Origin of the sequence: Pararhizobium mangrovi (assembly GCF_006516965.1) — a bacterium.
Classification (GTDB): Bacteria; Pseudomonadota; Alphaproteobacteria; order Rhizobiales; family Rhizobiaceae; genus Pararhizobium_B; species Pararhizobium_B mangrovi.
In genome coordinates, this window is the sequence record NZ_VHLH01000003.1 from 1 (window position 1) to 24,387 (window position 24,387).

At 64.1% G+C, this 24,387-nt stretch carries 23 protein-coding genes and 1 pseudogene; 16 read left to right on the forward strand and 8 right to left on the reverse strand.

The window, feature by feature from the left end; genetic code table 11:
• Positions 1-8 precede the first annotated feature (8 nt).
• The 4 genes from FJU11_RS02545 to hemB all read right to left on the reverse strand — a co-directional run bounded on the left by FJU11_RS02545 (position 9) and on the right by hemB (position 3,394).
• On the reverse strand, positions 9-839 hold the full coding sequence (locus FJU11_RS02545; RefSeq protein ID WP_141165526.1) for a DMT family transporter: 831 nt from the start codon (positions 837-839) through the stop codon (positions 9-11).
• Positions 840-919: 80 nt separating this feature from the next.
• Positions 920-1,666 carry an arginyltransferase gene (locus tag FJU11_RS02550; protein WP_141165454.1) on the reverse strand — a complete coding sequence of 249 codons (747 nt, stop codon included), beginning with the start codon at positions 1,664-1,666 and terminating at the stop codon, positions 920-922.
• A gap of 156 nt (positions 1,667-1,822) precedes the next feature.
• Complete coding sequence (locus FJU11_RS02555; RefSeq protein WP_141165455.1) at positions 1,823-2,284, reverse strand: RDD family protein; 462 nt, start codon at positions 2,282-2,284, stop codon at positions 1,823-1,825.
• Between the two features lie 75 nt (positions 2,285-2,359).
• Positions 2,360-3,394: a porphobilinogen synthase gene (gene hemB, locus FJU11_RS02560; RefSeq protein ID WP_141165456.1), complete on the reverse strand. Its 1,035-nt coding sequence runs from the start codon at positions 3,392-3,394 to the stop codon at positions 2,360-2,362.
• Positions 3,395-3,567: 173 nt separating this feature from the next.
• On the opposite strand from hemB, the gene FJU11_RS02565 reads away from it, so the two are divergent.
• The 3 genes from FJU11_RS02565 to FJU11_RS02575 all read left to right on the forward strand — a co-directional run bounded on the left by FJU11_RS02565 (position 3,568) and on the right by FJU11_RS02575 (position 6,195).
• Positions 3,568-4,008 carry a DUF6163 family protein gene (locus FJU11_RS02565; RefSeq protein WP_141165457.1) on the forward strand — a complete coding sequence of 147 codons (441 nt, stop codon included), beginning with the start codon at positions 3,568-3,570 and terminating at the stop codon, positions 4,006-4,008.
• A 128-nt stretch (positions 4,009-4,136) separates the two neighbouring features.
• Positions 4,137-4,655, forward strand: coding sequence for a transcriptional regulator LdtR (gene ldtR, locus FJU11_RS02570; RefSeq protein WP_141165458.1), 519 nt, complete (start codon positions 4,137-4,139; stop codon positions 4,653-4,655).
• A 277-nt stretch (positions 4,656-4,932) separates the two neighbouring features.
• Positions 4,933-6,195, forward strand: coding sequence for a L,D-transpeptidase family protein (locus tag FJU11_RS02575; protein ID WP_141165459.1), 1,263 nt, complete (start codon positions 4,933-4,935; stop codon positions 6,193-6,195).
• 55 nt (positions 6,196-6,250) lie between these two features.
• Here the strand turns inward: FJU11_RS02575 and FJU11_RS02580 are convergent, their stop codons facing one another.
• Positions 6,251-8,425: an FUSC family protein gene (locus FJU11_RS02580; protein WP_141165460.1), complete on the reverse strand. Its 2,175-nt coding sequence runs from the start codon at positions 8,423-8,425 to the stop codon at positions 6,251-6,253.
• Positions 8,426-8,686: 261 nt separating this feature from the next.
• On the opposite strand from FJU11_RS02580, the gene glyA reads away from it, so the two are divergent.
• From glyA to FJU11_RS02615, 7 genes are all read left to right on the forward strand, one after another.
• On the forward strand, positions 8,687-10,006 hold the full coding sequence (gene glyA, locus FJU11_RS02585; protein WP_141165461.1) for a serine hydroxymethyltransferase: 1,320 nt from the start codon (positions 8,687-8,689) through the stop codon (positions 10,004-10,006).
• Positions 10,007-10,115: 109 nt separating this feature from the next.
• Complete coding sequence (gene nrdR / locus FJU11_RS02590; RefSeq protein ID WP_141165462.1) at positions 10,116-10,604, forward strand: transcriptional regulator NrdR; 489 nt, start codon at positions 10,116-10,118, stop codon at positions 10,602-10,604.
• Positions 10,594-11,721, forward strand: coding sequence for a bifunctional diaminohydroxyphosphoribosylaminopyrimidine deaminase/5-amino-6-(5-phosphoribosylamino)uracil reductase RibD (gene ribD, locus FJU11_RS02595; protein ID WP_141165463.1), 1,128 nt, complete (start codon positions 10,594-10,596; stop codon positions 11,719-11,721). Before nrdR ends, ribD begins: the two co-directional genes overlap by 11 nt.
• Positions 11,721-12,329, forward strand: coding sequence for a riboflavin synthase (locus FJU11_RS02600; RefSeq protein ID WP_141165464.1), 609 nt, complete (start codon positions 11,721-11,723; stop codon positions 12,327-12,329). The genes ribD and FJU11_RS02600 overlap by 1 nt, the downstream gene beginning before the upstream one ends.
• Before the next feature lie 139 nt (positions 12,330-12,468).
• Positions 12,469-12,930: a 6,7-dimethyl-8-ribityllumazine synthase gene (gene ribH, locus FJU11_RS02605; protein ID WP_141165465.1), complete on the forward strand. Its 462-nt coding sequence runs from the start codon at positions 12,469-12,471 to the stop codon at positions 12,928-12,930.
• On the forward strand, positions 12,927-13,412 hold the full coding sequence (gene nusB, locus FJU11_RS02610) for a transcription antitermination factor NusB (protein WP_141165466.1): 486 nt from the start codon (positions 12,927-12,929) through the stop codon (positions 13,410-13,412). Before ribH ends, nusB begins: the two co-directional genes overlap by 4 nt.
• A complete protein-coding gene (locus FJU11_RS02615; protein WP_141165467.1) occupies positions 13,409-14,629 on the forward strand; it encodes an MFS transporter in 1,221 nt (406 codons plus the stop codon). The genes nusB and FJU11_RS02615 overlap by 4 nt, the downstream gene beginning before the upstream one ends.
• A gap of 219 nt (positions 14,630-14,848) precedes the next feature.
• Here FJU11_RS02615 and FJU11_RS02620 read toward each other — a convergent pair whose 3' ends face one another.
• Positions 14,849-15,763, reverse strand: a complete 915-nt coding sequence (locus FJU11_RS02620) for a LysR family transcriptional regulator (RefSeq protein ID WP_141165468.1) — start codon at positions 15,761-15,763, stop codon at positions 14,849-14,851.
• Positions 15,764-15,921: 158 nt separating this feature from the next.
• Here FJU11_RS02620 and FJU11_RS02625 point away from each other — a divergent pair, with 158 nt between their 5' ends.
• The 4 genes from FJU11_RS02625 (at position 15,922) to FJU11_RS02640 (ending at position 20,732) form a co-directional block, all read left to right on the forward strand.
• Complete coding sequence (locus FJU11_RS02625) at positions 15,922-17,457, forward strand: sulfatase (RefSeq protein WP_141165469.1); 1,536 nt, start codon at positions 15,922-15,924, stop codon at positions 17,455-17,457.
• A 76-nt stretch (positions 17,458-17,533) separates the two neighbouring features.
• Positions 17,534-18,520 (forward strand): Bug family tripartite tricarboxylate transporter substrate binding protein, encoded by a 987-nt coding sequence (locus FJU11_RS02630; protein WP_181408018.1) that lies wholly within the window; start codon positions 17,534-17,536, stop codon positions 18,518-18,520.
• A gap of 73 nt (positions 18,521-18,593) precedes the next feature.
• Positions 18,594-19,151 (forward strand): tripartite tricarboxylate transporter TctB family protein, encoded by a 558-nt coding sequence (locus FJU11_RS02635; RefSeq protein WP_141165471.1) that lies wholly within the window; start codon positions 18,594-18,596, stop codon positions 19,149-19,151.
• A 63-nt stretch (positions 19,152-19,214) separates the two neighbouring features.
• Positions 19,215-20,732: a tripartite tricarboxylate transporter permease gene (locus FJU11_RS02640; RefSeq protein WP_141165472.1), complete on the forward strand. Its 1,518-nt coding sequence runs from the start codon at positions 19,215-19,217 to the stop codon at positions 20,730-20,732.
• Between the two features lie 41 nt (positions 20,733-20,773).
• On the opposite strand, the gene FJU11_RS02645 is transcribed toward FJU11_RS02640, so the two are convergent.
• Complete coding sequence (locus FJU11_RS02645) at positions 20,774-21,391, reverse strand: LysR family substrate-binding domain-containing protein (RefSeq protein ID WP_235890784.1); 618 nt, start codon at positions 21,389-21,391, stop codon at positions 20,774-20,776.
• A 165-nt stretch (positions 21,392-21,556) separates the two neighbouring features.
• Positions 21,557-21,685: pseudogene (locus tag FJU11_RS18825) on the reverse strand (helix-turn-helix domain-containing protein); the annotation flags it as partial.
• Positions 21,686-21,785: 100 nt separating this feature from the next.
• Between FJU11_RS18825 and FJU11_RS02650 the strand changes: the two are divergent.
• Both FJU11_RS02650 and FJU11_RS02655 read left to right on the forward strand, forming a co-directional pair.
• Complete coding sequence (locus FJU11_RS02650) at positions 21,786-22,763, forward strand: Bug family tripartite tricarboxylate transporter substrate binding protein (RefSeq protein ID WP_141165474.1); 978 nt, start codon at positions 21,786-21,788, stop codon at positions 22,761-22,763.
• A gap of 131 nt (positions 22,764-22,894) precedes the next feature.
• On the forward strand, positions 22,895-24,376 hold the full coding sequence (locus tag FJU11_RS02655; protein ID WP_141165475.1) for a sulfatase-like hydrolase/transferase: 1,482 nt from the start codon (positions 22,895-22,897) through the stop codon (positions 24,374-24,376).
• The last annotated feature ends 11 nt before the right edge of the window (positions 24,377-24,387 follow it).

Here is a 24,387-nt window from a genome sequence, read left to right on the forward strand (position 1 = left end):
GAAAGGCTCTAAACGGCCCTCTGCACGCCGCGCGAGAAGGTGGAGCGGCGCGAGCGGCGCACCTGCCACACGGAATGCGCGGCGAGTGCGGCGATCATGATCGCGCCGCCGGAGAGCGTCGCCGTCGTCGGCACTTCGCCGAAGATCAGCCAAACCCATACCGGCGCGAGGATCGTCTCGAGAAGGTAGAACATCGCGACCTCGGGCGAGGGGATGTAGCGCGGTGCCGAGGCAAGGCACCAGAAGGCGAGCGGGATCACCACGAAGCCGTTCAGCGCGATCCACACGGGATCGCGGATGACCGGCCCGCCGGTCGGCAGCAGGAACAGTGCGACGAGTGCTGGAAAGAGGTTCGCGACCAGCGGCGTGAAGCCCATGTCGCGGCCGGTCGCCCTCGCCGCGGTCAGCGCTGCGGCCGTCAGGAAGGCCGTCGCGAGCGCCATCGCATCGCCGAAGCCGTGACCGAGCGAGACCCCCTCGCGCACGATGATCGCGACGCCGACGATCATGGCGCCCATCGCGAGAAACGTCGCGCGCCGAGGCCGTTCCTTCAGGAAGATCCACGATAACAGCGCGGAAAAGACCGTGTTGAAGGAAAGGATGAAGACGAGGTTCGCCGTCGAGGTGTTGAAAACGGCGAGCACGAAGGTCACCGCGCCGACGGCGTAGACCGCGACGACCATCGATCCGCCGAGCCCGGGCACGAGCCGGATGGAGCGGCCGGCGAGGGTGCGATAGGCGAGCCAGATGGCGATCGCCACGACGAAGGTGGCGCCGCTGCGCGCGGCAAGGATGGACCACACACCGCCATCGGCAAGCCGCACGAGCGGCACGTCCATGGTGAGCGACAGGCCGCCGAGTGCGGCGAGCCCCAACCCTTTTCCCGTGTCGCTGGATGGCTCGGTGTTCGCCGGCCCCTTCAAGCGGGCCGTCGCCAGCCGTCGGCCATCAGGTGTTCCTGCGGCTGGAAGCGGGTCTTGTAGTCCATCTTCGGCGATCCCTTGACCCAGTAGCCGAGATAGACGTGGGCGAGCCCGCGCTGGCGCGTGCGCTGGATATGGTCGAGGATCATGTAGGTGCCGAGCGAGCGGTCGGCGATGTCCGGGTCGAAGAACGAATAGACCATAGACATGCCGTCGCCCATCACGTCGGACAGCGCGACGGCGACGAGCGGTCCGTCGTTGCGTCCGGTCGCAATCGAGTCCGGCGTCTTTACGCGGTATTCGACGATGCGCGTGTCGACATGCGTATCCTCCACCATCATGGCGTAGTCGAGCACGCTCATGTCCGACATGCCGCCGGTGCGGTGGCGCGCGTCGAGATAGGCGCGGAAGAGGGAATACTGCTCGCTTGACGGTTCGGCGGCATGCTCGCGGGCGACGAGATCGGCGTTGCGCTTGACGACGCGCTTCATCGACTTCGTCGGCTCGAACTCGCCGGCGAGGATGCGCACCGACACGCAGGCGCGACACGTCTCGCAGGCCGGCCGGTAGGCGATGTTCTGCGAGCGGCGGAAACCGCCCTGCGTCAGAAGGTCGTTCAGTTCGTCCGCCTTGTCGCCGACGAGATGGGTGAAGACCTTCCGCTCCCATTGACCCTCGAGATAGGGGCACGCCGATGGCGCGGTCAGGAAGAACTGGGGCGAATGGCTGGAATGGCTCGTCATTTCCGGATCGCGGCGCGGTTCAAATCACGGTTTCGCACAGGATGGCCCAATGCCGCGAAAGGTCAACCGAAGATGCCGAGGTTCCCGCCCACTGCGACGCCGTGAGGCGGCGTGCCGACGGCCTTCGATCGGTGCCGGGGCCGTTCGTACGCCGACCTAGTCCTCGCGGCGAACCACCACCGTGCCGAGCAGGAAATCCTGCAGAAGGCGCTTGCGCGGCGAGAACAGGCTGACGAGAAGCACGATCGGCGAAAGGATGACGTTTCCGGCCCAGAAGAGCACGGTATGGATCAGCGCCAGCATGCCGTCCACCGGGCCGCCGTCGAGACGGGCAAGCCGTAAGTCCATCGCCTTCATGCCTGGCGTCGCCTGCGCGCTTCCGCCCATCGTCAGCATTACGTAGGGCAGGGCGACCAGTGCGAAGAGCACCGAATAGAGCATGAAGCCGAGACCAAGCGTGACGATGCCGAGGAAGAAGACGACGATCGACACCGGGATGCACAGAAGCAGCACCAGCGTGTAGTCGATGCAGAAGGCGAGTATCCGCCGGGTGCGCACGCTGCGGTAGCGGCGCGGCGCGTCGAGGTTCGTTCCCGGCATTTCGGCGGCGATGGCCATCGTCGTGCTCCGTTGGCGCGTTTCGATCGCCACGAATGTGGGGACGAACGCGGCGGATGCAAGAATGGCGCGGGTTCAAACCCCCTTCGCCAGCAGTTCCGCGACGCGCGGCGCGAAATAGGTCAGGATGCCGTCGCAACCCGCGCGCTTGAAGGAGAGCAGGCTTTCGAGCATCACCTTTTCCTCGTCGATCCAGCCGTTTGCGCCCGCAGCCTTCATCATCGCGTATTCGCCGGACACCTGATAGGCGAAGACGGGCAGTCCGAACTCCTGCTTCAGCCGCCAGCAGATGTCGAGATAGGGAAGACCGGGCTTCACCATCAGCGAATCGGCACCTTCCTGTACGTCGAGTTCGGCCTCGCGCAGGCATTCCTCGCCATTGGCGGGATCGACGTAATAGCTCTTCTTGTCGCCCTTCAGCAGGCCTCCGGTGCCGATCGCCTCGCGATAGGGCCCATAATAGGCCGACGCGAACTTCGTCGTGTATGCCATGATCGCCACGTCCTGATGGCCGGCGGCATCGAGCGCCTCGCGGATCGCGCCGACGCGTCCATCCATCATCTCGGAGGGAGCGATGATGTCGGCACCAGCGTCGGCCTGGTTCACAGCCGCCTCGGCGGCTTGCGCCACGGTCTCGTCGTTGACGATGATCCCGTCGCGCAGGATGCCGTCGTGCCCGTGCGTCGTGAACGGGTCGAGCGCGACGTCCGTCATCACGCCGATTTCCGGAACCGCCTCCTTGATCGCCCGCGTCGCGCGGTTGACGAGATTGTCGGGGTCGAGGATGTGCGAGCCCGTCTCGTCGCGGCGCTCCATGGCGATGTTGGGAAAGGTCGCGATCAGCGGAATGCCGAGGTTGGCCGCGCGCCGTGCCTCCTCCGCCGCCCGGTCGACCGTCAGCCGGAAGACGCCCGGCATGGCGTCGACGGGCTCGCTCGTATCGGTACCGTCGACGAGGAAGATCGGCCAGATGAGGTCGTCGACCGTCAGCCGGTTCTCGCGCACCAGCCGGCGCGACCAGTCCGCCTTGCGGTGGCGGCGCATGCGGCGGTGGCCGGTGATCCGGTCGACATTCGCCCGATCGAAGGCGTCCTGTGCTTGCTTGTCCATGGTCGTTCGGCTCCCGCATTGTCCGTTTCCCTTGAACGCCCTTGCGAAGAACGGGTCAAGGCGGGCCATACCGGCGCGCTTCCGTATGCCCCGGAAAGGTTCTAAGCGCATGCGAAGGAGACCCCTGCCGATGATTCGGCGGCGGCGGGCGAAGGAAGGAGAGGACGGGGCGGATGAGCCGGGTTCCGGCCGTTGACCAAACGACAAGGACGTTCACGGAGGAGGCGTTCGTCGTCTTCCTGCGTTTCGTCGCGCTCCTCGCGCTGCTCGAGGGCCTGAAATACTGGGTGGCGCTCATCGGCATCGTCGGTCATGCGCCCTGGCGGTTCGATCTCATGCCGGTCCACTGGCAGATCGCGGCGACGAGCCTTGCCGTCCTCTTTCCCTCCGCCGCGACGGGCCTCTGGCTGACGACCTCATGGGGCCCCGTACTATGGGCCGTGGCGGCGGCCGGCGAAGTCGTCATGTATACCGGCTACACGCTGCGCTTCGGGCATCAGCCGATCATTCTCGCCGCCCACGCCGTCATCGCCCTTTGCTATGTCGGCTTCCGGCTTGCGCTCGTGTTCGAACGGCGTCGCCGGGTGGAGACGGTAAGGCCCGATTTACCGTGATACACTCTTGGCTTCCGGTAAGCAGCTGTTAAGCCTGGATTTTAAGTCGAATTTTAGGGGCATTCGATAGGTTCTGTCTCAAGGCGGCGGACAAGAAAGCCGCCACGCGTCAACAGCGAGGCAGACCGATGAACGTTCAAGCTACCCGGATCGTCGAGAACGACGGCACCAGCGACATCAACGACCAGTCGCTCCACACGCTCTACATGGAGTCCCTTCAGCTCGTCGAGCGGCTCCACCGCCGTCTGCTCGACGTCGTCAAGGACGAGTTCGACCGCAAGGGCCGCTCGGACATCAACGCCACGCAGGCGCTGCTGCTCTTCAACATCGGCAATTCGGAACTGACCGCCGGCGAACTGCGCTCGCGCGGTTACTATCTGGGCTCGAACGTTTCCTACAACCTGAAGAAGCTCGTCGATCTCGGCTACATCAACCACCAGCGTTCGCGCGTCGACCGCCGTGCGGTGCGTGTCAGCCTGACGGACAAGGGCACCGAGGTCGCTTCCGTCGTGTCCGAACTCTACGAGCGTCACACCGGTTCGATCGAGAAGGTCGGCGGCATCGGCGAAGGCGACTTCAAGGAAATGAACCGTCTTCTCACGCGGCTCGACCGCTTCTGGAACGACCAGATCCAGTATCGCCTCTGAACGAGGCATACAAACCACACCGGCCTTCATTCCGGGCGCGCGTTCACGAATGCGTGCGCCGTGCTCCACGAAGTCGACACAAAGTCGTGGCAAGTCCAACACGAGTTCTGTCGGCGGGGAACCATCTGCGTATCGTCATGTGGCGGCGCGTCGCGTGGGTGACATCGGAACGTTCGCGAACGAACGTCGATGTCCGTCACCGGCAGGTATCGTCTTGTTAACCTTGATGGTGGTATCGTGATGCTTTGTCATCGCGATCTTGGAACACGGTGTCTTGATGTCCAGAAAATTCGGTAGCGAATCCTTCTCGCGGCGCGGCTTCCTGCGCGCGGTCACTGCCGCAGGCGCCTTGACGGCAGCCGGCGGGGCCAGCGCACAGTCGATCGTCGACAGCGTCATCCGCGGCTCTCAGCGCGGGTGGAACGACAGCTTCGATTCATCACCGGGCCATGGTGGCGACGTCAACAGCCTGACGCCGATTCTCAATCCGCGGACGCTCTCCTACGTCCAGCTCGCCATCAACCGCTACCAGCAGCTCGTCGCCAATGGCGGCTGGCCGATGGTGCCCGAGCACGGCAAGCTCAGTCTCGGTAGCGTCGACGACGCCGTCCTGACGCTGCGCAAGCGGCTGATGATCTCCGGCGATCTTTCGCAGTCGGCAGGCATGTCGCGAGCCTTCGATTCCTACGTCGATGCGGCCGTACGCCGCTTCCAGGCGCGTCACGGCCTGCCGGTCGACGGCGTCCTCGGCGAATACAGCTACAAGGCCATGAACGTTTCGGCCGATGTCCGTCTCGGCCAGCTCCAGACCAACCTGGTTCGCCTCAACGCGCGCAGCGGCGATCTCGGCCCGCGCTACGTCGTCGTCAACATTCCCGCCGCGTCGATCGAGGCCGTCGAGAACGGCCAGGTCGTCCAGCGGCACACGGCGATCGTCGGCCAGACCTCACGCGAGACCCCGACGCTCGATTCGGCGATCAACCAGGTCATCCTCAACCCGTACTGGACGGCGCCGCGCTCGATCATCCGCAAGGACATCATGCCGGTGATGCGCAAGGATCCGCAGTATCTGACGCGCAACCACATTCGCCTCTTCGACGCACAGGGCAACGAGGTGGACCCCAGCACGGTGGACTGGAGCGCGGACAAGGCTCCGAACCTCACCTTCCGTCAGGATCCCGGCAAGATCAACGCCATGGCGTCGGTCAAGATCAACTTCCCGAACAAGTATTCGGTCTATATGCACGACACGCCCGAGCAGAGCCTGTTCGGGCAGATCATGCGCTTCGATTCGTCGGGCTGCGTGCGCGTCCAGAACGTGCGCGACCTCGTCGTATGGCTGCTCCGGGACAATCAGGGCTGGTCGCGAAGCCACATCGAGCAGGTCATCTCGACGCGCAAGAACACCGAGATCCCGCTCGAACAGCGCGTTCCGGTGCATTTCGTCTACATCACCGCCTGGTCGACCTCGGACGGCGTCGTCCAGTTCCGCGACGACATCTACCATCACGACGGTGTGGACGAGTTGGCGCTTCGCTAGAAGCTCCGTCTGAAGTTGCCCTGAATTCGACCCGGCCCCGAAAGGGCCGGGTTTCTCATGAGCCTTCGGCAGGGCGTGCGAGCGATGAATGCGGCGCAGGCTCTTCCGTCGGGAAGTTCGCGCGCTTCGGCCCCGACATCGCCCGTTCGAGCAGGGCGGCAATGATTTCCAGTGCCTGGATCGGGCTTTCGTCCTCGTTGATCGCCAATTCCCGCCGCGGCGTGCGCGCTGGCACGGCCGGCTTCGAGCGCGGCGGCTTCAGGAAGAAGCGGTCCTTGCGTTCGCGCGCGGCCGATATGCGCTCGCGGACGTCCACGACCAGCCGATCGAACTCCGCCAACTCGTCCGCCGAAAGCGTGCGCCCGTGCGAGATCCCGCGGGCGAGCGCACGCACCCAGTGCGTGCAGCCGGTCAGCACGAGCAGCTTCTCGCGCACCTGTCCGTATCGGGTGACGACGTTCCACGGACCGCCGAGCGGTCGTGCCGCGGTCGCGAGATCGGCAAGTTTTCGGTCGAGCGTGCGCGAGGGTGCGAGAATGTCGGCACCGGCATCTTTGCCATGGGCCCGGGCATGGATGGCGTCGAGCGCCTCGCCGAGCGTTGTCAGATAGCCTTCGAGCGCGACCGTGACGCCCGCCGTCGCCCGTTTGGGAAAGACGAGGAACGCGCAGAAGACACCCGAAAGGGCGCCGAGAACCGTCTCCTCGAGCCGCAGCACGAGGAGTTCGGGTGTGAACAGACCCATCAGCCCGTAGAGAAGCGCCAGCGCGATGGTGATAAAGAAGATCATCACGCCGTAGGAGGTCTGCAGGAAATAGAAGCCGAAGAAGAAGCACGCCATGATGCCGCCGATCGATACGGCGATGGAGCCGTGGAGGAGCGTGGCGATGATCGTTCCGGCGATGACGCCTGCGAGCGTGCCTGCCGAGCGTTCGAGCGCGCGAACGGCCGTATCGGCGCGTGAACGGGTGTTGTTGAAGACGATGAAGGCTGCGATGACCGCCCAGTACCACCGCGTCGAGGAGATGAGGACTCCGCCAGCCATGGCGAGCGCGGATGCGAGCGTCACCTGGATCGGAAGGTGCCAACGCTCCGGAATCCACGGCGTCTTGCCGTTTTCGCCCGAACCGCCAGCGGGCGTTCCGTTGCCGCCGGCGCTCGTCGTACCGGGTCGATCGGTTCGTTTGGCGAAGGCGGGCAGGGGGTCTTCGGCAAGCTTTGCCGCCAGATGGTCGCGGGCGTGCGCGGTGCGAAGCAGCACCTGGCACGTGGCGACCCGGTTGCCTTCCGGCGCCCCGCGCAGCCCTTCGGCGGTCTTCGCCAGTCCCGGGCTGTCGCGGTAGAGTGCCGCGACGAGCAGGTCTTCGGGCGGCAAGGCACGCATGCTGGCGGCGACCAGCCGCTCGACGCTCAGTTGAAGGTCGAACAGCGCCACGGCGAGTTCGGATGCGGGTCCGTGACCGGCGAGCGCGCCGCCGTCTTCCTGCGGGATGAAACCTTCCGCCATCAGCATGATGGCATGCAGGCGGGCAAGATGGCCCTGGAGGTATCTTCGGTTGGTCCGGTCCACCGTGCCGGCGCGGCTTGCGCGTCTCAGTTCACGCAGCACGAGGTTGATCCGCCGGTCGATGGTCGTCGTCGCACGGCGGAAGTCGCGCTCGGGATCGTCGACCAGAATGACGGAGCTGACGATCTGGGTGATCGCGAGGCCGAGAAAGGCCGCGAGCGCGATCCAGCCGATCTGGTTTGCGGCCGGGTGCAGATAGTCCCCCATGAAGAAGGCGATGAAGGCGATCATGCCGGCCGCGAAGCCGCGCGGGCCGAAACGCCGGATCGCGACGGCGGCGAAGATCACTACGAGGAAGACGATATCCGCCGTGAAGGGATACGCCGCGAGAAGCCCGGCGACGAAGATGCTCGCGCAGCCGGCGAGCCCGGCAAGCGCCCGGCTGACGATCTGGTCGCGCACCGTGACGTCGCGGATTGCGAGCGAACCGAGGAAGCCGATGATGGTGGCGATGCCGTAGGCGGCGATCGGCAGGGGATGGACGAAGGTGATCGCCGTGAGCAACAGGCCGATCAGCGTCATCGAAAGCACCGCGCGCGAGGCGAGCCGCAGACGCGAGAAGGCGGGATCGGATGCGACGATGCGGTCGCGCAGCCGCGCGAGGACGCGCCGTCTCGGGGCGATGGGCGGTGTCACGGGCGGTGCGCCCTCGGCTGCAGTCATATCGCCCTTTCGAGGACCGTTCCGGCATCGCTGCCGATCGCGAGTCGCGGCATGCGCGATGCCAAGCTAAGGCATTTCACTGCGGGTTCAACGCGCCATCGGCCCGCCCGGGTCGGCATGCCGCGCCGATCGGATGCCCGGACGGAGCGGATTGGCGAAGATGGGCGAGGTGTGGTACGTGCTGTGGGCACGCCGACGCCGCGCGTTCGTCGCTGCAGCGTCCGGTTCGTCCACTCTTCAACCTTCAAGGATTTGAACGAGATGTCCAACACTTCCTCGGCCTCCGCGGCGCGCTTCGCCGACGCGTTCTTCAACCGCTCGCTCGCCGAAAGCGATCCCGAAGTCTTCGGTTCGATCGACAAGGAACTCGGTCGCCAGCGCCACGAGATCGAGCTGATCGCCTCCGAAAACATCGTCTCGCGCGCCGTTCTCGAGGCGCAGGGCTCGGTGATGACCAACAAGTACGCCGAGGGCTATCCCGGACGGCGCTACTACGGCGGCTGCCAGTTCGTCGACGTCGCCGAACAGCTCGCCATCGACCGGGTGACGAAGCTCTTCGAGTGCGGCTTCGCCAACGTCCAGCCGAACTCCGGCTCGCAGGCGAATCAGGCGGTGCTGCTGGCGCTCGCGACACCCGGCGACACGATCCTCGGCATGAGTCTCGATGCCGGCGGCCATTTGACCCATGGCGCGCGTCCGAACCTTTCGGGCAAGTGGTTCCATGCCGTGCAGTACGGCGTCGTGCCGCAGACCGGCCTCATCGACTACGAACAGGTCGAGGAACTCGCACTTCACAACCGGCCGAAGATCATCGTCGCCGGCGGCTCGGCCTATTCGCGGCAGATCGATTTCGCTCGTTTCCGCGAGATCGCCGACAAGGTGGACGCCTATCTGTGGGTCGACATGGCGCATTTCGCCGGCCTCGTCGCCGGCGGCCAGCATCCGAGCCCGTTCCCGCACGCCCATGTCGCGACCTCCACGACCCACAAGACACTGCGCGGCCCGCGCGGCGGCCTCGTGCTGACGGACGACGCCGACATCGCCAAGAAGATCAACTCCGCGGTCTTCCCGGGCCTCCAGGGCGGCCCGCTGATGCACGCGATCGCCGGCAAGGCAGTGGCCTTCGGCGAGGCACTGACGCCGGAATTCAGGAACTACGCCGCCCAGGTCGTCGCCAACGCCAAGGCGCTTTCGGAAACGCTGATCGAAGGCGGCCTGGAAATCGTCTCGGGCGGTACGGACACCCATCTCGCGCTCGTCGACCTGCGGCCGAAAGACCTGACCGGCAAGGCGTCCGAAGCCGCCCTCGGTCGCGCCTACATCACCTGCAACAAGAACGGCGTTCCCAACGATCCGCAAAAGCCAATGGTCACCTCCGGCATCCGTCTCGGCACGCCGGCCGGCACCACCCGCGGCTTCGGCGAGGCGGAGTTCCGCGAGGTCGGCACGCTCATCCTCGAAGTGCTCGACGGTTTGAAGGATGCCGAATCGGAAGAGACGAACGCCGAGATCGAGGAAGGCGTGAAGAAGAAGGTCGTCGAACTGACGGACCGCTTCCCGCTCTATCCGCATCTCGGCTGATCGAAGAGCCGAAGGGTGAGAAGCCGTCGTCGCAACCGAACCGTCCGGATACCGAAACCCGGGGCGTATCGCGTGACCCTGCGTTCACGCGATACGGTCTAGGCCGCCCATGCGGTGTCCCTATTGCGGCTGCGAGGACAGCCAGGTGAAGGATTCGCGACCGGCCGAGGATGGCGCGGCCATCCGGCGCCGGCGCGTCTGCCCCGATTGCGCGGGCCGCTTCACGACGTTCGAGCGGATCCAGCTTCGCGAACTGACGGTAGTCAAGAAGACCGGCCGCAAGCAGCCCTTCGATCGCGACAAGCTCATGCGATCCTTCGAGATCGCGCTGCGCAAGCGCCCGATCGAGCGCGAGCGCATCGAGCGGGCGGCGTCGGGCATCGTTCGCAGGCTGGAAAGTTCGGGCGAAACGGACATTCCGAGCGACGAGATCGGTCTTCTCGTGATCGAGGCGCTGAAGGCGCTCGATGACGTGGCGTTCGTGCGCTACGCTTCGGTGTACCGCGATTTCACCGGGCCTGAAGACTTCGAGAAGACCATCGCGGAACTGAGCGCACGGATCGCGCGCGATCCGGCCGGCCACGACGATGGGGTCTGAGCCGGACGGGACATCCGTCACAACGCTCGATCGACGCATGATGGCGGCGGCCATTCGTCTTTCGAAACGCAATACCGGGCGCACCGCCTCGAACCCGTCCGTCGCCACCCTGATCGTTCGCGACGAGGGAAATGGGGCGGCGATCGTCGGCCGCGGCGTCACGGCGCTCGGCGGCCGGCCGCATGCCGAAACCGTGGCGCTCGACGAGGCGGGTGAGGCCGCACGCGGTGCGACCGCCTACGTGACGCTCGAGCCGTGTGCCCATCATGGCCGGACGCCGCCTTGCGCGCGCGCCCTGGTCGAGGCCGGTGTTTCGCGGGTCGTCGTCGCGGCCACCGATCCCGATCCCCGCGTTTCGGGCCGGGGCTATGCTATCCTTCGCGAGGCCGGCATAACGGTCGAGACGGGCGTGCTCGCCGAAGATGCGGCCCACGCCATGGCCGACTACCTCACGCAGCGCGTTCATCATCGTCCGCATGTCACTCTAAAGCTTGCCGTTTCCGCAGATGGCGCAATCGGCCGGCGAACGGGTGGCCAGGTCGCGGTCACCGGTGCGCTCGTTCGGGCCCAGGTGCATCTGCTTCGTGCCCGCTCGCACGCCGTCCTCGTGGGCATCGGCACCGTGCTTGCGGACGATCCCGAGCTTACCTGCCGGATCGAAGGGCTCAAGGACCGTTCGCCGATCCGGGTCGTGCTGGATCGCCGATTGCGCACGCCGCCGTCTTCGAAGCTCGTTCGCGATGCCGGCCGCGTGCCGCTATGGCTGGCCTCCACGCGCCCGGCCGAAGATCCGGCTCGCCGCGTGCTCGCGGCGGCCGGCGTGCGGTTTCCCGCCGTTGTCGGTTCGAACGACGCCATTGCCCTTCCGGAGCTCCTGGAGGATTTCGCGGCCGCCGGCATTCAAGCGGTCATGGTGGAAGGCGGCGCCGAGACCGCGCGCTCGTTCCTGGCGGAAGACCTCGTCGACCGCATTGCGCTTTATACCGGCGCGAAAAATATCGGCGGTGACACGGTCACCTCTCCGGTGACGATGGAAGCCGTTCCGGAAGGCTTTGTGCAAACGCGCTTCATGCGCTACGGCGGCGACGAATACCGCGAATACGAACGGATACGCTGATGTTCACGGGTATTATCACCGATGTGGGCAGGCTGGAACGGGCAACGCCGATCGATGGCGGGCTTCGGTTGCGCATCGAGACGCAATACGATCCCGCAACGATCGACATCGGTGCCTCCATCGCCTGTTCGGGGCCATGCCTGACCGTTACCGCGAAGCCGGACGCCACCGACAATGCGCGCTGGATCGAGGTCGAGGCATGGGCGGAGGCACTGGAACTGACGACGATCGCGAACTGGCAGGAAGGCCGTCGCATCAATCTGGAACGATCGCTGAAGATCGGCGACGAACTCGGCGGTCATCTCGTCTCCGGCCATATCGACGGTACGGCCACGATCGTCGCCGTCATAGCCGAGGGGGAGGCGACCCGGTTTCGCCTGCGGGCGCCCGATGCGCTCGCGCGCTTCATCGCGCCGAAGGGATCGGTCGCACTCGACGGCACGTCTCTGACCGTCAACCAGGTCGAGGGCAACGAGTTCGACGTGCTGCTCATCCGCCATTCGCTGGCGGTGACGACATGGGGCGAGCGCCATGAGGGCGACGCGGTCAACCTCGAAGTGGACCAGATGGCCCGCTACGCCGCGCGCCTTGCCGGAATGTCGGGTTAGCGGCGAACGCCCGTCGCCCTGTCCGTTCGGAGGGGCTGCGATGTACGAAACGCACGCAGTTCCCGCTTGCCAATCCCGTCCCGGCATGGTTTGTCCCGCCGGCAAGTTTCCGCCCCCTTTCGGAGGATAGACCGTGACCGTGGCTCGCACGACGCGCCCGCATCTTCTCATCGTGGAGGCGCGCTTCTACGACGAACTCGCCGATGCGCTTCTCGACGGCGCCAGGCGCGAGCTCGCCGCTGCGGAGGCGACCTTCGACGTGATCTCGGTGCCGGGTGCGCTGGAGATCCCGGGTACGATCGCGATGGCGCTCGACGCGGCGGAAGCGAACGGAGTGATGTACGAAGGATACGTCGCACTCGGAACGGTCATCCGCGGCGAGACGTATCATTTCGATGTCGTCGCCAACGAATCGGCCCGAGCGCTGATGGATCTTTCGGTCAACGAATCGATCGCGCTCGGCAACGGTATCCTGACGGTGGAAAACGAAGCGCAAGCCCGCGCGCGTGCCGGAGACGACCGCGAGAACAAAGGTGCGGACGCCGCCCGCGCCGCGCTGCGAATGATCGCGGTGCGCGACACGCTGGGTGCCGGCGCGTGAGCGATCGCGACCCAAAGGCGCCGCGCGCCGCGAACCAGCGTGGCGCTGCGAGACTGGCCGCGGTGCAGGCCCTTTATCAGATGGATGTCGCCGGCACGGGCCTGAACGAGATCGTCGCGGAATACGAGACGCATCGTCTCGGCGGCGTCATAGACGGCGACGAGTACCGGCCGGCGGATGCCGCGTGGTTTCGGGCCGTGACCGCCGGCGTCGTCGGCCACCAGCGCGAACTCGACCCGGAGATCGCCTCTGCGCTGACGACCGGCTGGGCGCTTTCGCGGCTCGATACGACGCTGCTCGCGATCCTGCGCGCAGGTGCGTTCGAGATCACGTATCGCGACGACGTTCCGCCCGTCGTCGTGGTCAGCGAATATGTCGACGTCGCGCACGCCTTCTTCGAAGACGAAGAGCCGAAGCTCGTCAACGCCGTTCTCGATCGCCTCGCAAGACGCAGGCAGTCGAGCGACAAGGCAGGGACGTGAACCGCGCCGGTACTGCGAGCGAGGACCGGTCGCTCGCGCGACGCAACGCCGCGATCCTGGCGGCGAGCCAAGCGATCGTCGGTTCCGCCGCACCGATCAGCGTTTCGATCGGTGCGTTGGCGGGAAGCAGCCTGCTCGGCGACGACAAGTCGCTGGCGACGCTGCCCGTCACGGGCTTCACCGCAGGTGTGGCGATCGGCGCCGTCTTCGCGGCAGCGCTCACCCGCCTCGTCGGCAGGCGTTACGGTTTCATGGCGGGGGCCTCGCTTCCGGCTGTCGGCGGCATCGTCGCCGCACTGGCGCTCTACGACCGGAACTTCTGGCTGCTCGCGCTCGGCCTCATGATCGTCGGCTTCGGCAATTCCTTCGTCCAGCAGTACCGTTTTGCCGCGGCGGATGCGGCACCGCCGGCCTTCAAGCCGCAGGCGATCTCGATCGTGCTCGTCGGCGGTATCTTCGCCGCGATCATCGGGCCGCAGACCGTCATCCATACGCAGGCTTTCTTCGCGCCGGTCATGTTCGCCGGCTCGTTCGTCGCGCTCGTGCCGTTGGCGCTTCTCGGCATGGTGCTTCTGTCCTTCCTGCACGTGCCCGAGCATGCGACTCTTATCGACGACAAGCCCGAGGCACCTGCACGTCCGCTCGGCGCCGTCCTCACGCAATTTCGCTTCGTCACGGCGCTCGTCTGCGCGATCGGTTCCTACGGCTTCATGAGCTTCATGATGACGGGGGCGCCGCTTGCCATCGTTGCGGACGGACATTCGGCCGACCTCGCGACGCTCGGCATCCAGTGGCACGTACTCGCGATGTACGCGCCGAGCTTCTTCACGGGCCGCCTGATCGCCAATTTCGGCCGCGAGCGTATCGTCGCTCTCGGCTTCGTCGTCATGCTCGCATGCGGGATCATCGCGCATCTCGGCACGTCGATCTGGCATTTCTGGGCCGCGCTCGCGCTGCTCGGGCTCGGCTGGAACTTCGGCTTCATCGGCGCGACCGCGATGGCGACGAGCTGCTACCGCCCCTCGGAGAAGAACGCGGTGCAGGGCGTCCACGACGTGATCCTGTTCACCTGCGTGGCCCTCAGCTCCTTCGCTTCCGGCCAGGTGCTGAACGCCTTCGGTTGGGACGGCATCAACCTCGTCGCGATCCCGGTGGCGGCGATCTGCCTCGCGCTGCTTGCCCTCGACACCTTTACGGCCCGCCGCACCGCGGCCTGAGACCGCAGGCACGGCGTTTGAAGTTCGATCCATGCGACGCGGCGATGTGCACGCGGTGGCGATGACGGATCCGATCATCGCCATAAGCGCGTGTCGATGCCGGGACTCGCATCGACGCATACGGGATGAAGTCGTGCCGATTTCCCAAGCCCCATGGCGGGTAGGGCGCGCGGCGCCCGTCCATGAAACGAAGCGGAACGTTCGTAAGCGGGGCCCGCATTATGCAGGGGCGAAACCATTCGTTTCGGTCTTCGTGATCGACAGCAAGCGTCTGAACGGACGAATGTCCATCACTTCCGGGCGGTAGACGACACCGGCTTCGAGATCCCATCCGTTCGTGTCGATATCGAGGGGCACGATCCCGCGTTGGTGGGCTTCGGCGCTGAGATTGTCCGACAGGATGCCAACGAGGTCGGAGCCTGCCAGCATGCCGAGTATCGTCATGAGCGAGGAAGCCCTGAGAATGATCGTCGGCAGGGGCAGGTCCAAACTTTGGAAGTGGCGTGCGATGAGGCCGGTCAACCGGACATCGGCATTATGACCCGCCCACTGGAACTCGGCGAGGTCGGCCCAGGTGACATCGTTCCTGCCGGCCAGGGGATGGCCGCTGCGGACCCAGGCACGGCGGCGCACATGCCATGTCTTCTCCACGACGAATTCCGGCGGGAGAGCGATGTCGTGCACGTCGCTGATGATGAGATCGAGATCGCCGTTGAGAAGCCTCGGCAGCAGAACGTCGGTGATACCGTTGACGGCCTCGATGATGACGTTGGGAAATTCCGCGTGAAACTTGCTTAGAACGACCGGTACGTGCTTCCAGCTCCAGGCGAGCCCGGTTCCGATGTAGATGGTACCGCCGGTCCCCTCGACGAGACCGCCGACTTCGAGTTCGGCGTAGCGCGCTTCGCGCTCCATGCGTGCCATGCGTTCCGCGAGCAACCGTCCGGCCTTGGTTGGGATCATGCCCTTGGGCGATCGCTCGAAGAGTTCGGTACCGAAGTTCTGTTCCAGAAGATGGATACTCTTGGAAAGGGCAGGCTGCGAGATTCCTGCCCGAGCCGCGGCCTGGCGCTGGTTACCGGTGGCGCAGACCGCTCGGAAGTGATCGAACTGGCGAGAGAAGAGATAGCGCATGGGTGGTTCGGAAACGGCTGTCGGCTCGATAACTTATTTTCATCATAGGCGCACAATTCGATATTGGAAAGACAAGGCTTCGTGCTGGTAGGGCGGAGGTGGAACTGGGGTGCGGATGGATGCCGGGCATGTCCGCATGGGAGCGAGCGAGGAAGACCTTGAAGGCTGTCTTTGTATTGTTCGATTCCCTCAACCGTCTCGCGCTCGAGGCGTATGGGGGGACGATGGTGGATACGCCGAATTTCAACCGTTTGGCAGAGCGCGGCGTAACGTTCGATCGGCACTATGTCGGCAGCCTTCCTTGCATGCCGGCACGCCGCGACATGCATACGGGGCGGCTCAGCTTCACGCACCGCAGTTGGGGTCCGCTGGAACCGTTCGACAATTCCTTCGCGGAGATTCTGAAGAACCAAGGCGTCTATACGCACTTGGTCACCGACCATTTCCATTATTTCGAGGATGGCGGTGCGGGGTATCACACCAAGTACAACTCCTGGGATTTCATTCGCGGACAGGAGTACGATCCCTGGAAGGCGATGGTCGAACCGCCGCTCGACCGGTTTCGGAACAAGTTCTCCCGGAAGCATTACGATCCGGAGCACGCGCCCCGTCGCATGCGGCACATGGTCAATCTCGAACTGGCCGGTGCGGAGGAGCAGCTGCCGGGACCAGGATGCTTCGCCTCTGCGTTCGAATTTCTGGAGACGAACAAGGATGCCGACGACTGGCTCCTGCAGCTCGAGGTGTTCGATCCGCACGAACCGTTCCACGCACCGGAGCGGTTCAGGCGGGAAGGCGACAGCACCTATTCCGGAGGCATACTCGACTGGCCGGAATACAAGCGGGTAACGGACAGTCCGGAGGAAGTCCGTGAGATACGGGCGAACTACGCGGCGTTGGTCCGCATGTGCGACGAATATTTCGGACGCCTTCTCGACTTCTTCGATGCCAACGATCTTTGGAAGGATACCGCGCTCGTCCTGACGACGGATCACGGCTTTCTCCTGTCGGAGCACGAATGGTGGGGCAAGGTGCGCATGCCCTATTACGAGGAAGTCTCGCACGTTCCTCTGATGGTCTATCACCCGGATTTCACCGAACATGGCGGCGCTCGGTGTTCCGCCGTCACGCAGACCCCCGATCTCATGCCGACATTCCTCGACATGTTCGGCGCCGCCATTCCGAAGGAAGTTCGCGGGTCCTCGCTGTTGGCGCATCTGCGCGATACGGCGGGGCAGGAAGCCGATCCGGGCAAGCGGGCCGTGGCGTTCGGCGTATTCGGCGGGCCGATCGCCGTTACCGACGGCCGTCACGTGATGTTCCACTACCCGCCGGACGTTCGTGGGAGCGGGTTGCACGAATATACGCTCAATCCCCAGCACATGTCGGAAGCTTTTGCGCTCAGGGAACTCGAAACCGCCGAGCTCGGTCCGTCCTTCGATTTCACCAAAGGAATTCGTCTGCTCAGGATCGACGCGCTGAGTGACGCCAATCGCGTTCCGCAACACGACGACCAGACGTTTCAGGACCAATGGTTCGCACTCTACGACCTGGAAAGCGATCCACGGCAGGAATGTCCGATAAGGGATGCGGAGGTGGAAGCGCGGCTCTATTCGCAGATGCACGCCATACTCGCCGATATCGATACGCCCAGGGAGGCTTATGGCTGGTACGGGCTCGAGTGCCCCGCCTGAGGCATTCGGAGATACCTCGGACCAACGAAATCAATCGGAACGACGGGAGGAATACAGAATGAAAATTACCGCGTGTTTGAAGGCGGCCGGGCTGACGGCCGTCGTCGGCCTCTTGGCCGTGTCTCAGGGTTACGCGCAGTTTCCCGAACGCAAGGTGCAGGTCATGTACCCATGGGCTCCCGGAACGCCGACCTACGGTGTCAGTCAGCTCATCGCGGAAGGCATGGCCAAGGAGCTCGGCCAAGCCGTGCCGGTTGTGGCCAAGCCGGGATCGGGAGGGGTGAAGGCGTTCAAGGCGTTTTTGAACAGTCCGGCGGACGGGTACACGATCGCCGATGGGTACGTCGCCCCGCTGGTGCTCGCCCCGATGTTCGGTAATGCCGACTGGGGATGCGACGACTTTATTCCTTTGTATTCGGCGACGTCGAACTCCTTCGCCATCGCAACGCGTCCGAACGACGATCGCTGGAGCGACTTCAAGTCGTTCATCGGCTATCTGAAGGATCACCCCGGCGAGACCCGTTACAACGGCAACGAGCTGACACTGCCGCACATGGTCGCGGCGAAAGTCCTCAAGCAGCTCGACATCGTCTCGCGTCCTGTCCCTTACCCCGATCTCGCGCTCGGGATGAAGGATCTACGCAACGGCACGCTCGACTGGCTTATCGTGAATCCTGGCATGTACCGCGCCAACAAGGATCACTTGAAGATTCTGGCTACGCTCAGCAACCAGAAGGCCGTCCAGGAGGTCTACGACGGTGCGCCGACGCCCAAGGACGTAGGCGTCGATCTCGGCATCAGCGGTCTGACGGCGAGCGGCTGGGACTGGTGGCTGGTGCACAAGGATACGCCCGAGGACCGGCTCGACAAACTGCGTGGCGCCATGCAGGCCGCACTCAAGGACAAGGACGTGCGCGACGGTATCGCGAAGGCAGGCTTCGTGCCCACGAACTACAGCCCGGACGAATATTCCAAGGTCTGCAACTCCGTCAGCGACGAGTTGAAGTCCGCAAAGGATGCCGTCGAATGGGAAAAGAAAAAGGTCAGGGCGCTCAGCCAGTAGCGAGCGGACGCGTTCGTAGCCTTGGCGGCCGGGACGACGCGCCCGGCCACAATCGGTTCGGGAACGGAATTCGATGTCATCGGAGTTGAAGGCGCGCCTACAACACTCTTCCGCCGTTGCAGGGTTTGTGCTGATCTGCGTCGTTATCTACTGGCAATGCTTCACCGACCTCGCGGCTCAGGACGCGGCAAGCGGCGGGGCGCAATACAACGCCGCCTTCGTGCCCGAGCTGCTGTCGGGCTTCCTGATCGCCCTCTGCATGCTCCAGCTCGTGCGCGTGTGGTTCGGCAACGGCTTCCGGGAGAGCGAGGATACCCTGCCGGACGAGCTCGATGCGGATGCACCGGTCGAAGACGCCGTAACGTACGAGGACGACGAGAATTTCGGGCTCGTGCTTCGGGCGATCCTGTGCGTGGGCCTGATCGCGGTGTTCATTCTCGTCCTGCCGTATCTTGGCTATTACGTCGCCATGCCGCTTCTTCTGATCGCCGTTCTGGTGACGCTCGGCTCTCGCAATCCGCTTACCGTGGTGGCGCTGGCGATCGGTTTGACGCTGATCGTGGGCTACGTCTTCGGCGGATTGCTCAACGTCGTGCTTCCTCCCGGTTTTCTGGAAATCGAACCATGGTAGACGCCGCGGAAGCGGGGTGGGCAACCATGCCCATTCCGATAATCGTCCGTCCGGAGCGACACGATGACCCTTGAGCCACTCATCGACGGCTTTCGGCTGTTTTTCGACGTCAGCACGCTGCTCGCGATCGCATTCGGCACGCTGGTCGGGTTGCTGATCGGGGTTCTGCCGGGCCTCGGGCCGCTCATGGGCATCATCCTGCTTCTGCCGCTTGCCTATCACATGGAGCCGGTCGCGGGGATGGGGCTTCTGGTCTCGATCTTCGTCGCGGGCTCGTGCGGCGGGGCGATAACGGCCATCATGGTACGCATACCGGGCACGCCGCTTGCCGCTGCGACGCTTCTCGACGGTTACCCCATGATGAAGCGAGGGCTCGCGAAGGAGGCGATCGGTACCGCTGTCGCCGCCTCGGCTCTTGGCGGCATCATCGGCGGTCTGATCCTCATCTTCCTCGCGCCGTTGCTCGCGGATATCGCGATCGATTTCGCGCCGCCGGAATATTTCGCCCTCACGCTGACCGGACTGCTGACCATCGCGGTCGTCTCGCGTGAGGCGACCGTAAAGGGGCTCATGACCGGAACGCTCGGCCTCGTTCTTTCGACCATCGGTTACGACGAGTTCGCCAATGTCAGCCGCTTCGCTTTCGGCATCGATGGTCTGCTGGGCGGGATCAATCTGGTCGCGATGGTCGTCGGAATATTCGCCATTTCCGAAATCATCGACCAGATCCGCCACGGCGATCTGTCGGCGAAGCCGGATGTAAGCGTCGTTCGACCTTCGTTTTCGTCGGCGATATCGACCATGCGTCATTGGCGTAATCTCGTCCGGTCGAGCGTGATCGGCACGGGACTCGGCGCGTTGCCCGGTATCGGCGGCGGCATATCCGCCTTCTCCGCCTATGCCATCGCAAAGTCGGCTTCCAAACGACCGGAAGAGTTCGGCACGGGCATCGCAGACGGTGTCGTCGCGACCGAATCGGCCAACAACGCGACGGTCGGCGGTACACTCATCCCGACGCTGGCGCTCGGCATTCCGGGCGACGCTTCGAGCGCCGTGCTGATGGGTGCGCTCATCCTCTTGGGATTCTTTCCGGGACCGGGGCTTTTCGAAAAGCATCAGGATATCGTCGGCGGCATCTTCTGGGCGTATATGGCCGCCAATGTGATGATGTTCTTCGTCGGTATCCTGCTCACGCCGCTGTTCGTGGCCTGCATCAAGTTGCAGAAGCGGTATCTGCTGCCCCTGATCATGGTTCTATGCGTCATGGGCGTCTATTCGCTGGAATCATCGGTGTTCGATCTCTGGGTGATGCTTGTCTTCGGTCTCGTCGGGTATGCGCTGAGGCGCTTCGATTACCCATTGCCCCCTCTCGTCATCGGTCTCGTGCTCGGCCCGGTCTGCGAAGGCAATTTCCGGCGTTCGCTGATCATCTCCGGTGGTCATTACGATATCTTCTTCTCACGCCCGATCGCGACGACGATCATCGTCGTCAATATTCTTCTCGTGTTGTGGATGCTGATCCCGAAAAGCTTGAAACAGCGGGTCTTCCGCAGACTCGGATCCGCCGCTTCGGAAGCTTGAGGCGTATTTCGCGGCCGTTCCGACAGGGCGCTTTCAATCGGCTACGTGCCGGACGGTTTCGTCATGTCTCGCCTGACTTCTCGCGTCACCTGAAGCAGGTTTTCGAGCAACGGCGTGGCGCGTGAGGGCATCCATGCCACGGCAAGTTCCGCCAGCGGTGCGTCGGGGTCGGCAATCGGCTTGTAGGTCACGCCAGCAATCTGCAGCGAGGCGGCGGACGACGGCACCAGCGTATAGCCGACACCGCCGCCGACGAGCCCGATGATGCCGTGCAACTGGTTGATCTCCTGGACAATATACGGCTCGCGCTGCAGGCGTTCGAACAACGGCCGGAAGACCGAGCGCACGTGATGGGCTTTCCGTCCCGGTGCGATCACGAGCCCCTCGTCGATGATTTCGGCAAGGCTCAGGGACGCCTTTTCGGCGAGCGAATGATCGCCGGAAAGCGCGATCACGTATGGTTCCTTCAGGATGATCCGGTATTGAAGCGGCTCCTCTATCTTGATGGGGCGCAGGAGTGCGGCATCGAGACGGCCCCGTAGCAGCGCCTCGTTCAACTCCATGGTGATCATTTCGACCAGTTCGAGCTGTACCTCCGGATAAAGCCCCCGAAATCGCGAGACGATGCGGGGCAGGGCATGGAAGGAGGCTGCTTCCACGAAGCCGATCCTCAGACGCCCGATGCGGCCTTCGGCAGCCTGCCTCGCCGAGGAAACTGCGCTTTCAAGCTGGCGAAGGAGCTGAATCGCGTCGTCGGCGAAAATGCGCCCGGCATCCGTCAAACCTACGCGCCGGCCGGTACGGGCGAACAATGTCACGCCCAGCTCGCGTTCCATCTTGTGGATCTGTTGCGTGAGCGCCGGCTGGCTGATCCCGAGCCGATGCGCGGCTCGGACGAAGTGCAATTCCTCCGAAAGGACGACGAACGAATTCAGCTGGCGCTGGTCCACCACACAATCCTTATCAATAAGGGGTTCTTATTTGACTATAACGTCGTATAGGAAAAAATTGTCGTCGGTAAATAGCGATCGATTTCGAACGGGAGGAAAGACGATGCTAACGAGACGCCGCTTCCAGTTTCTTGCAATGGCCGCCGCGATGATCGGCAGCCTTTCGATGGGTGCAGCCCATGCGGCCGACTGGCCGACCAAGCCGGTTCACATCATCGTTCCCTATTCGCCTGGCGGAAACACCGATCTCATCGCTCGCAGCCTCGCCAAGCCGCTGAGCGAAAAGCTCGGCCAGCCGGTCGTCGTCGAAAACAAGCCGGGTGCCGGCGGCACGATCGCCGCGTCCCAAGTCGCTAAAGCAGATCCCGACGGCTACACGCTGCTTCTTGGCGACATTGCCACGCACGGTGTCGATCCGTTCGTCTACGGCAATCTCAAATACGATCCGCAGAAGGACTTTCAGCCGATCGCACAGATCACGTCGATCCCGCTGGTGCTCGCCGTGGGTCCCAAGGTAAAGGTCGATACGGTCAAGGGGTTGATCCAGTACGCGAAGGACAATCCCGGTCAGCTCGACTACGCTTCGGCCGGAATCGGCTCCGCCCAGCAGCTCGCCTTCGAGTATTTCAAGGCGAAAGCTGGCATCGACGCCGTGCATATCCCCTTCAACGGTTCGACGCCGGCGCGCACGGCCATCATGTCCGGTGAAGTCGGAGCCATCATCGACGGTACGATCGTGCCGAACGTGAAGGAGGGCGATCTCAAGGCCCTTGCCGTGACCGGCGACAAGCGCACCCCGGCGCTGCCGGATGTGCCGACGATGCAGGAAGCCGGCGTCGACGGCTACACCTTCACCTCCTGGCATGGTCTCTTCGCACCGGCTGGAACGGACAAGGCGATCGTTCAGAAGCTGAACAAGGCCGTCGACGCCATTCTGGGCCAGCCGGAATTCGTCAAGCAGTTCCAGAAGCTCAACATCAATCTGGTCGGCGGTTCGCCGGAAGACTTCTCACAGTTCATCGCGCAGGAGTCCGACAAGCTCGGCAAGCTCGTGAAGCAGGCGGGCATCAAGAAGCGCTGAACTGGAATATCTCGGCCGCGACCGCTCGCGTCCGGGCACCTCGGCGTGAACGTGCCTTTACCGATTTCATGTGCCGCGGTCATGCGTCCGTTTCAACGTTCGCATGACCGCCCATCAAGGCCGGAATTTCCATGTCTGCACCCGCACCGAACGTCCTCTTCATCAGTGTCGATCAATGGCCCGGATACCTCATGGGTTGCGCCGGCCATCCCGTCATCGAAACGCCGACGCTCGATCGGCTGGCCGAAGTCGGAACCCGGTACACGCGCTGCTATTCGGAAGTTCCGATCTGCATTCCGGCCCGCCGTTCCATGATGACGGGCAGTTCGGCGCGCGTGCATGGCGATCGCGATTTCCAGCCGGCGCTTGCGATGCCGGATATGCCGACCCTCGCGCAGTGCTTTCGGGACGGAGGCTATCAGGCCTTCGCCACCGGCAAGCTCCATGTCTATCCGCCGCGTGATCGCATCGGGTTCGACGATGTGATGCTGGCGGAGGAGGGGCGCGGTCAGCTCGGCGGACCGGACGACTACGAGATTTTTCTCGCCGATGCCGGTCGTGCGGGAAAGCAGTTCCTGCACGGCATGAGCAACAACGAGTATTCGTGGCGACCGTGGCACCTGCCGGAAGACACGCACGTTACCAACTGGACGACGACCACCGCCGCACGCATGATCAAGCGCCGCGATCCGACGCGGCCGGCCTTCTGGCACGTTTCCTATACGCATCCGCATCCGCCGCTCGCTCCGCTTGCAAGCTACATCGAACGCTATCGCAACCGGACGATCGACGATCCGATCATGGCCGAATGGGCGCGCGATCCTGCATCGCTGCCCTTCGTGCTTCGCGCCGTCCAGAGCTATTGGCCGCATTTGCCGCCCGAACAGCTTGCCGATATGCGGCGGGCCTTCTATGCGCTGTGTACGCATATCGACCACCAGATCCGCATCCTCATCGGCACGCTGCGCGAGGAGAAGGTGCTGAACGACACGATCCTGTGCTTCGTCAGCGATCACGGTGACATGCTCGGCGACGACGGCCTCTACGCAAAGCGGCTGATGTACGAGGGTTCGGCGAACGTGCCCTTCATCCTGGTCGACCGGAAGAACGGCGGGCGCGTGCCTGCCGGTGCTGCAAACGACCGGCTCGTCGGCCTGCAGGACATTATGCCGACGCTCCTCGATCTGGCCGGTCTTCCTGTTCCCGAAACCTGCGATGGACTGAGTGCGATCGGCACCGAGAAGCGCGACATCTTCTACGGCGAGTGCCTTTCCAGCGAACGGGCAAGCCGGATGGTGCACGACGGCCGCTACAAGTTGATCTGGTATCCGGCCGGAAACCGCTTTCAACTTTTCGATCTTCAGGAAGATCCGCGGGAAGAGATCAATCTTTCCGGATCGCCGGAAGCGAGCGAAAGACTGGCCGCACTCAAGCGTGCCTTGCTTGATCGCCTCTACGGAAGCGACGAGGCGTGGGTGAAGGACGGCGAACTCGTCGGCGTCGACGAACCGGAAGACAAGGTCGCCGATAACCGGCAGCTTTCGGGGCAGCGCGGGCTTCACTACCCGCCGATACCGCCGGAGGATCCATCGATCGCGGTCGGATCCTGGTAGGCGATCGAACG

What these genes read in the sequence shown, in the direction of transcription:
- FJU11_RS02545 (WP_141165526.1), bottom strand. Translation starts at nt 839, where the DNA reads ATGGACGTGCCGCTCGTGCGGCTTGCCGATGGCGGTGTGTGGTCCATC.
- FJU11_RS02550 (WP_141165454.1), bottom strand. Translation starts at nt 1,666, where the DNA reads ATGACGAGCCATTCCAGCCATTCGCCCCAGTTCTTCCTGACCGCGCCA.
- FJU11_RS02555 (WP_141165455.1), bottom strand. Translation starts at nt 2,284, where the DNA reads ATGGCCATCGCCGCCGAAATGCCGGGAACGAACCTCGACGCGCCGCGC.
- hemB (WP_141165456.1), bottom strand. Translation starts at nt 3,394, where the DNA reads ATGGACAAGCAAGCACAGGACGCCTTCGATCGGGCGAATGTCGACCGG.
- FJU11_RS02565 (WP_141165457.1), top strand. Translation starts at nt 3,568, where the DNA reads ATGAGCCGGGTTCCGGCCGTTGACCAAACGACAAGGACGTTCACGGAG.
- ldtR (WP_141165458.1), top strand. Translation starts at nt 4,137, where the DNA reads ATGAACGTTCAAGCTACCCGGATCGTCGAGAACGACGGCACCAGCGAC.
- FJU11_RS02575 (WP_141165459.1), top strand. Translation starts at nt 4,933, where the DNA reads ATGTCCAGAAAATTCGGTAGCGAATCCTTCTCGCGGCGCGGCTTCCTG.
- FJU11_RS02580 (WP_141165460.1), bottom strand. Translation starts at nt 8,425, where the DNA reads ATGACTGCAGCCGAGGGCGCACCGCCCGTGACACCGCCCATCGCCCCG.
- glyA (WP_141165461.1), top strand. Translation starts at nt 8,687, where the DNA reads ATGTCCAACACTTCCTCGGCCTCCGCGGCGCGCTTCGCCGACGCGTTC.
- nrdR (WP_141165462.1), top strand. Translation starts at nt 10,116, where the DNA reads ATGCGGTGTCCCTATTGCGGCTGCGAGGACAGCCAGGTGAAGGATTCG.
- ribD (WP_141165463.1), top strand. Translation starts at nt 10,594, where the DNA reads ATGGGGTCTGAGCCGGACGGGACATCCGTCACAACGCTCGATCGACGC.
- FJU11_RS02600 (WP_141165464.1), top strand. Translation starts at nt 11,721, where the DNA reads ATGTTCACGGGTATTATCACCGATGTGGGCAGGCTGGAACGGGCAACG.
- FJU11_RS02620 (WP_141165468.1), bottom strand. Translation starts at nt 15,763, where the DNA reads ATGCGCTATCTCTTCTCTCGCCAGTTCGATCACTTCCGAGCGGTCTGC.
- FJU11_RS02635 (WP_141165471.1), top strand. Translation starts at nt 18,594, where the DNA reads ATGTCATCGGAGTTGAAGGCGCGCCTACAACACTCTTCCGCCGTTGCA.
- FJU11_RS02640 (WP_141165472.1), top strand. Translation starts at nt 19,215, where the DNA reads ATGACCCTTGAGCCACTCATCGACGGCTTTCGGCTGTTTTTCGACGTC.
- FJU11_RS02650 (WP_141165474.1), top strand. Translation starts at nt 21,786, where the DNA reads ATGCTAACGAGACGCCGCTTCCAGTTTCTTGCAATGGCCGCCGCGATG.
- FJU11_RS02655 (WP_141165475.1), top strand. Translation starts at nt 22,895, where the DNA reads ATGTCTGCACCCGCACCGAACGTCCTCTTCATCAGTGTCGATCAATGG.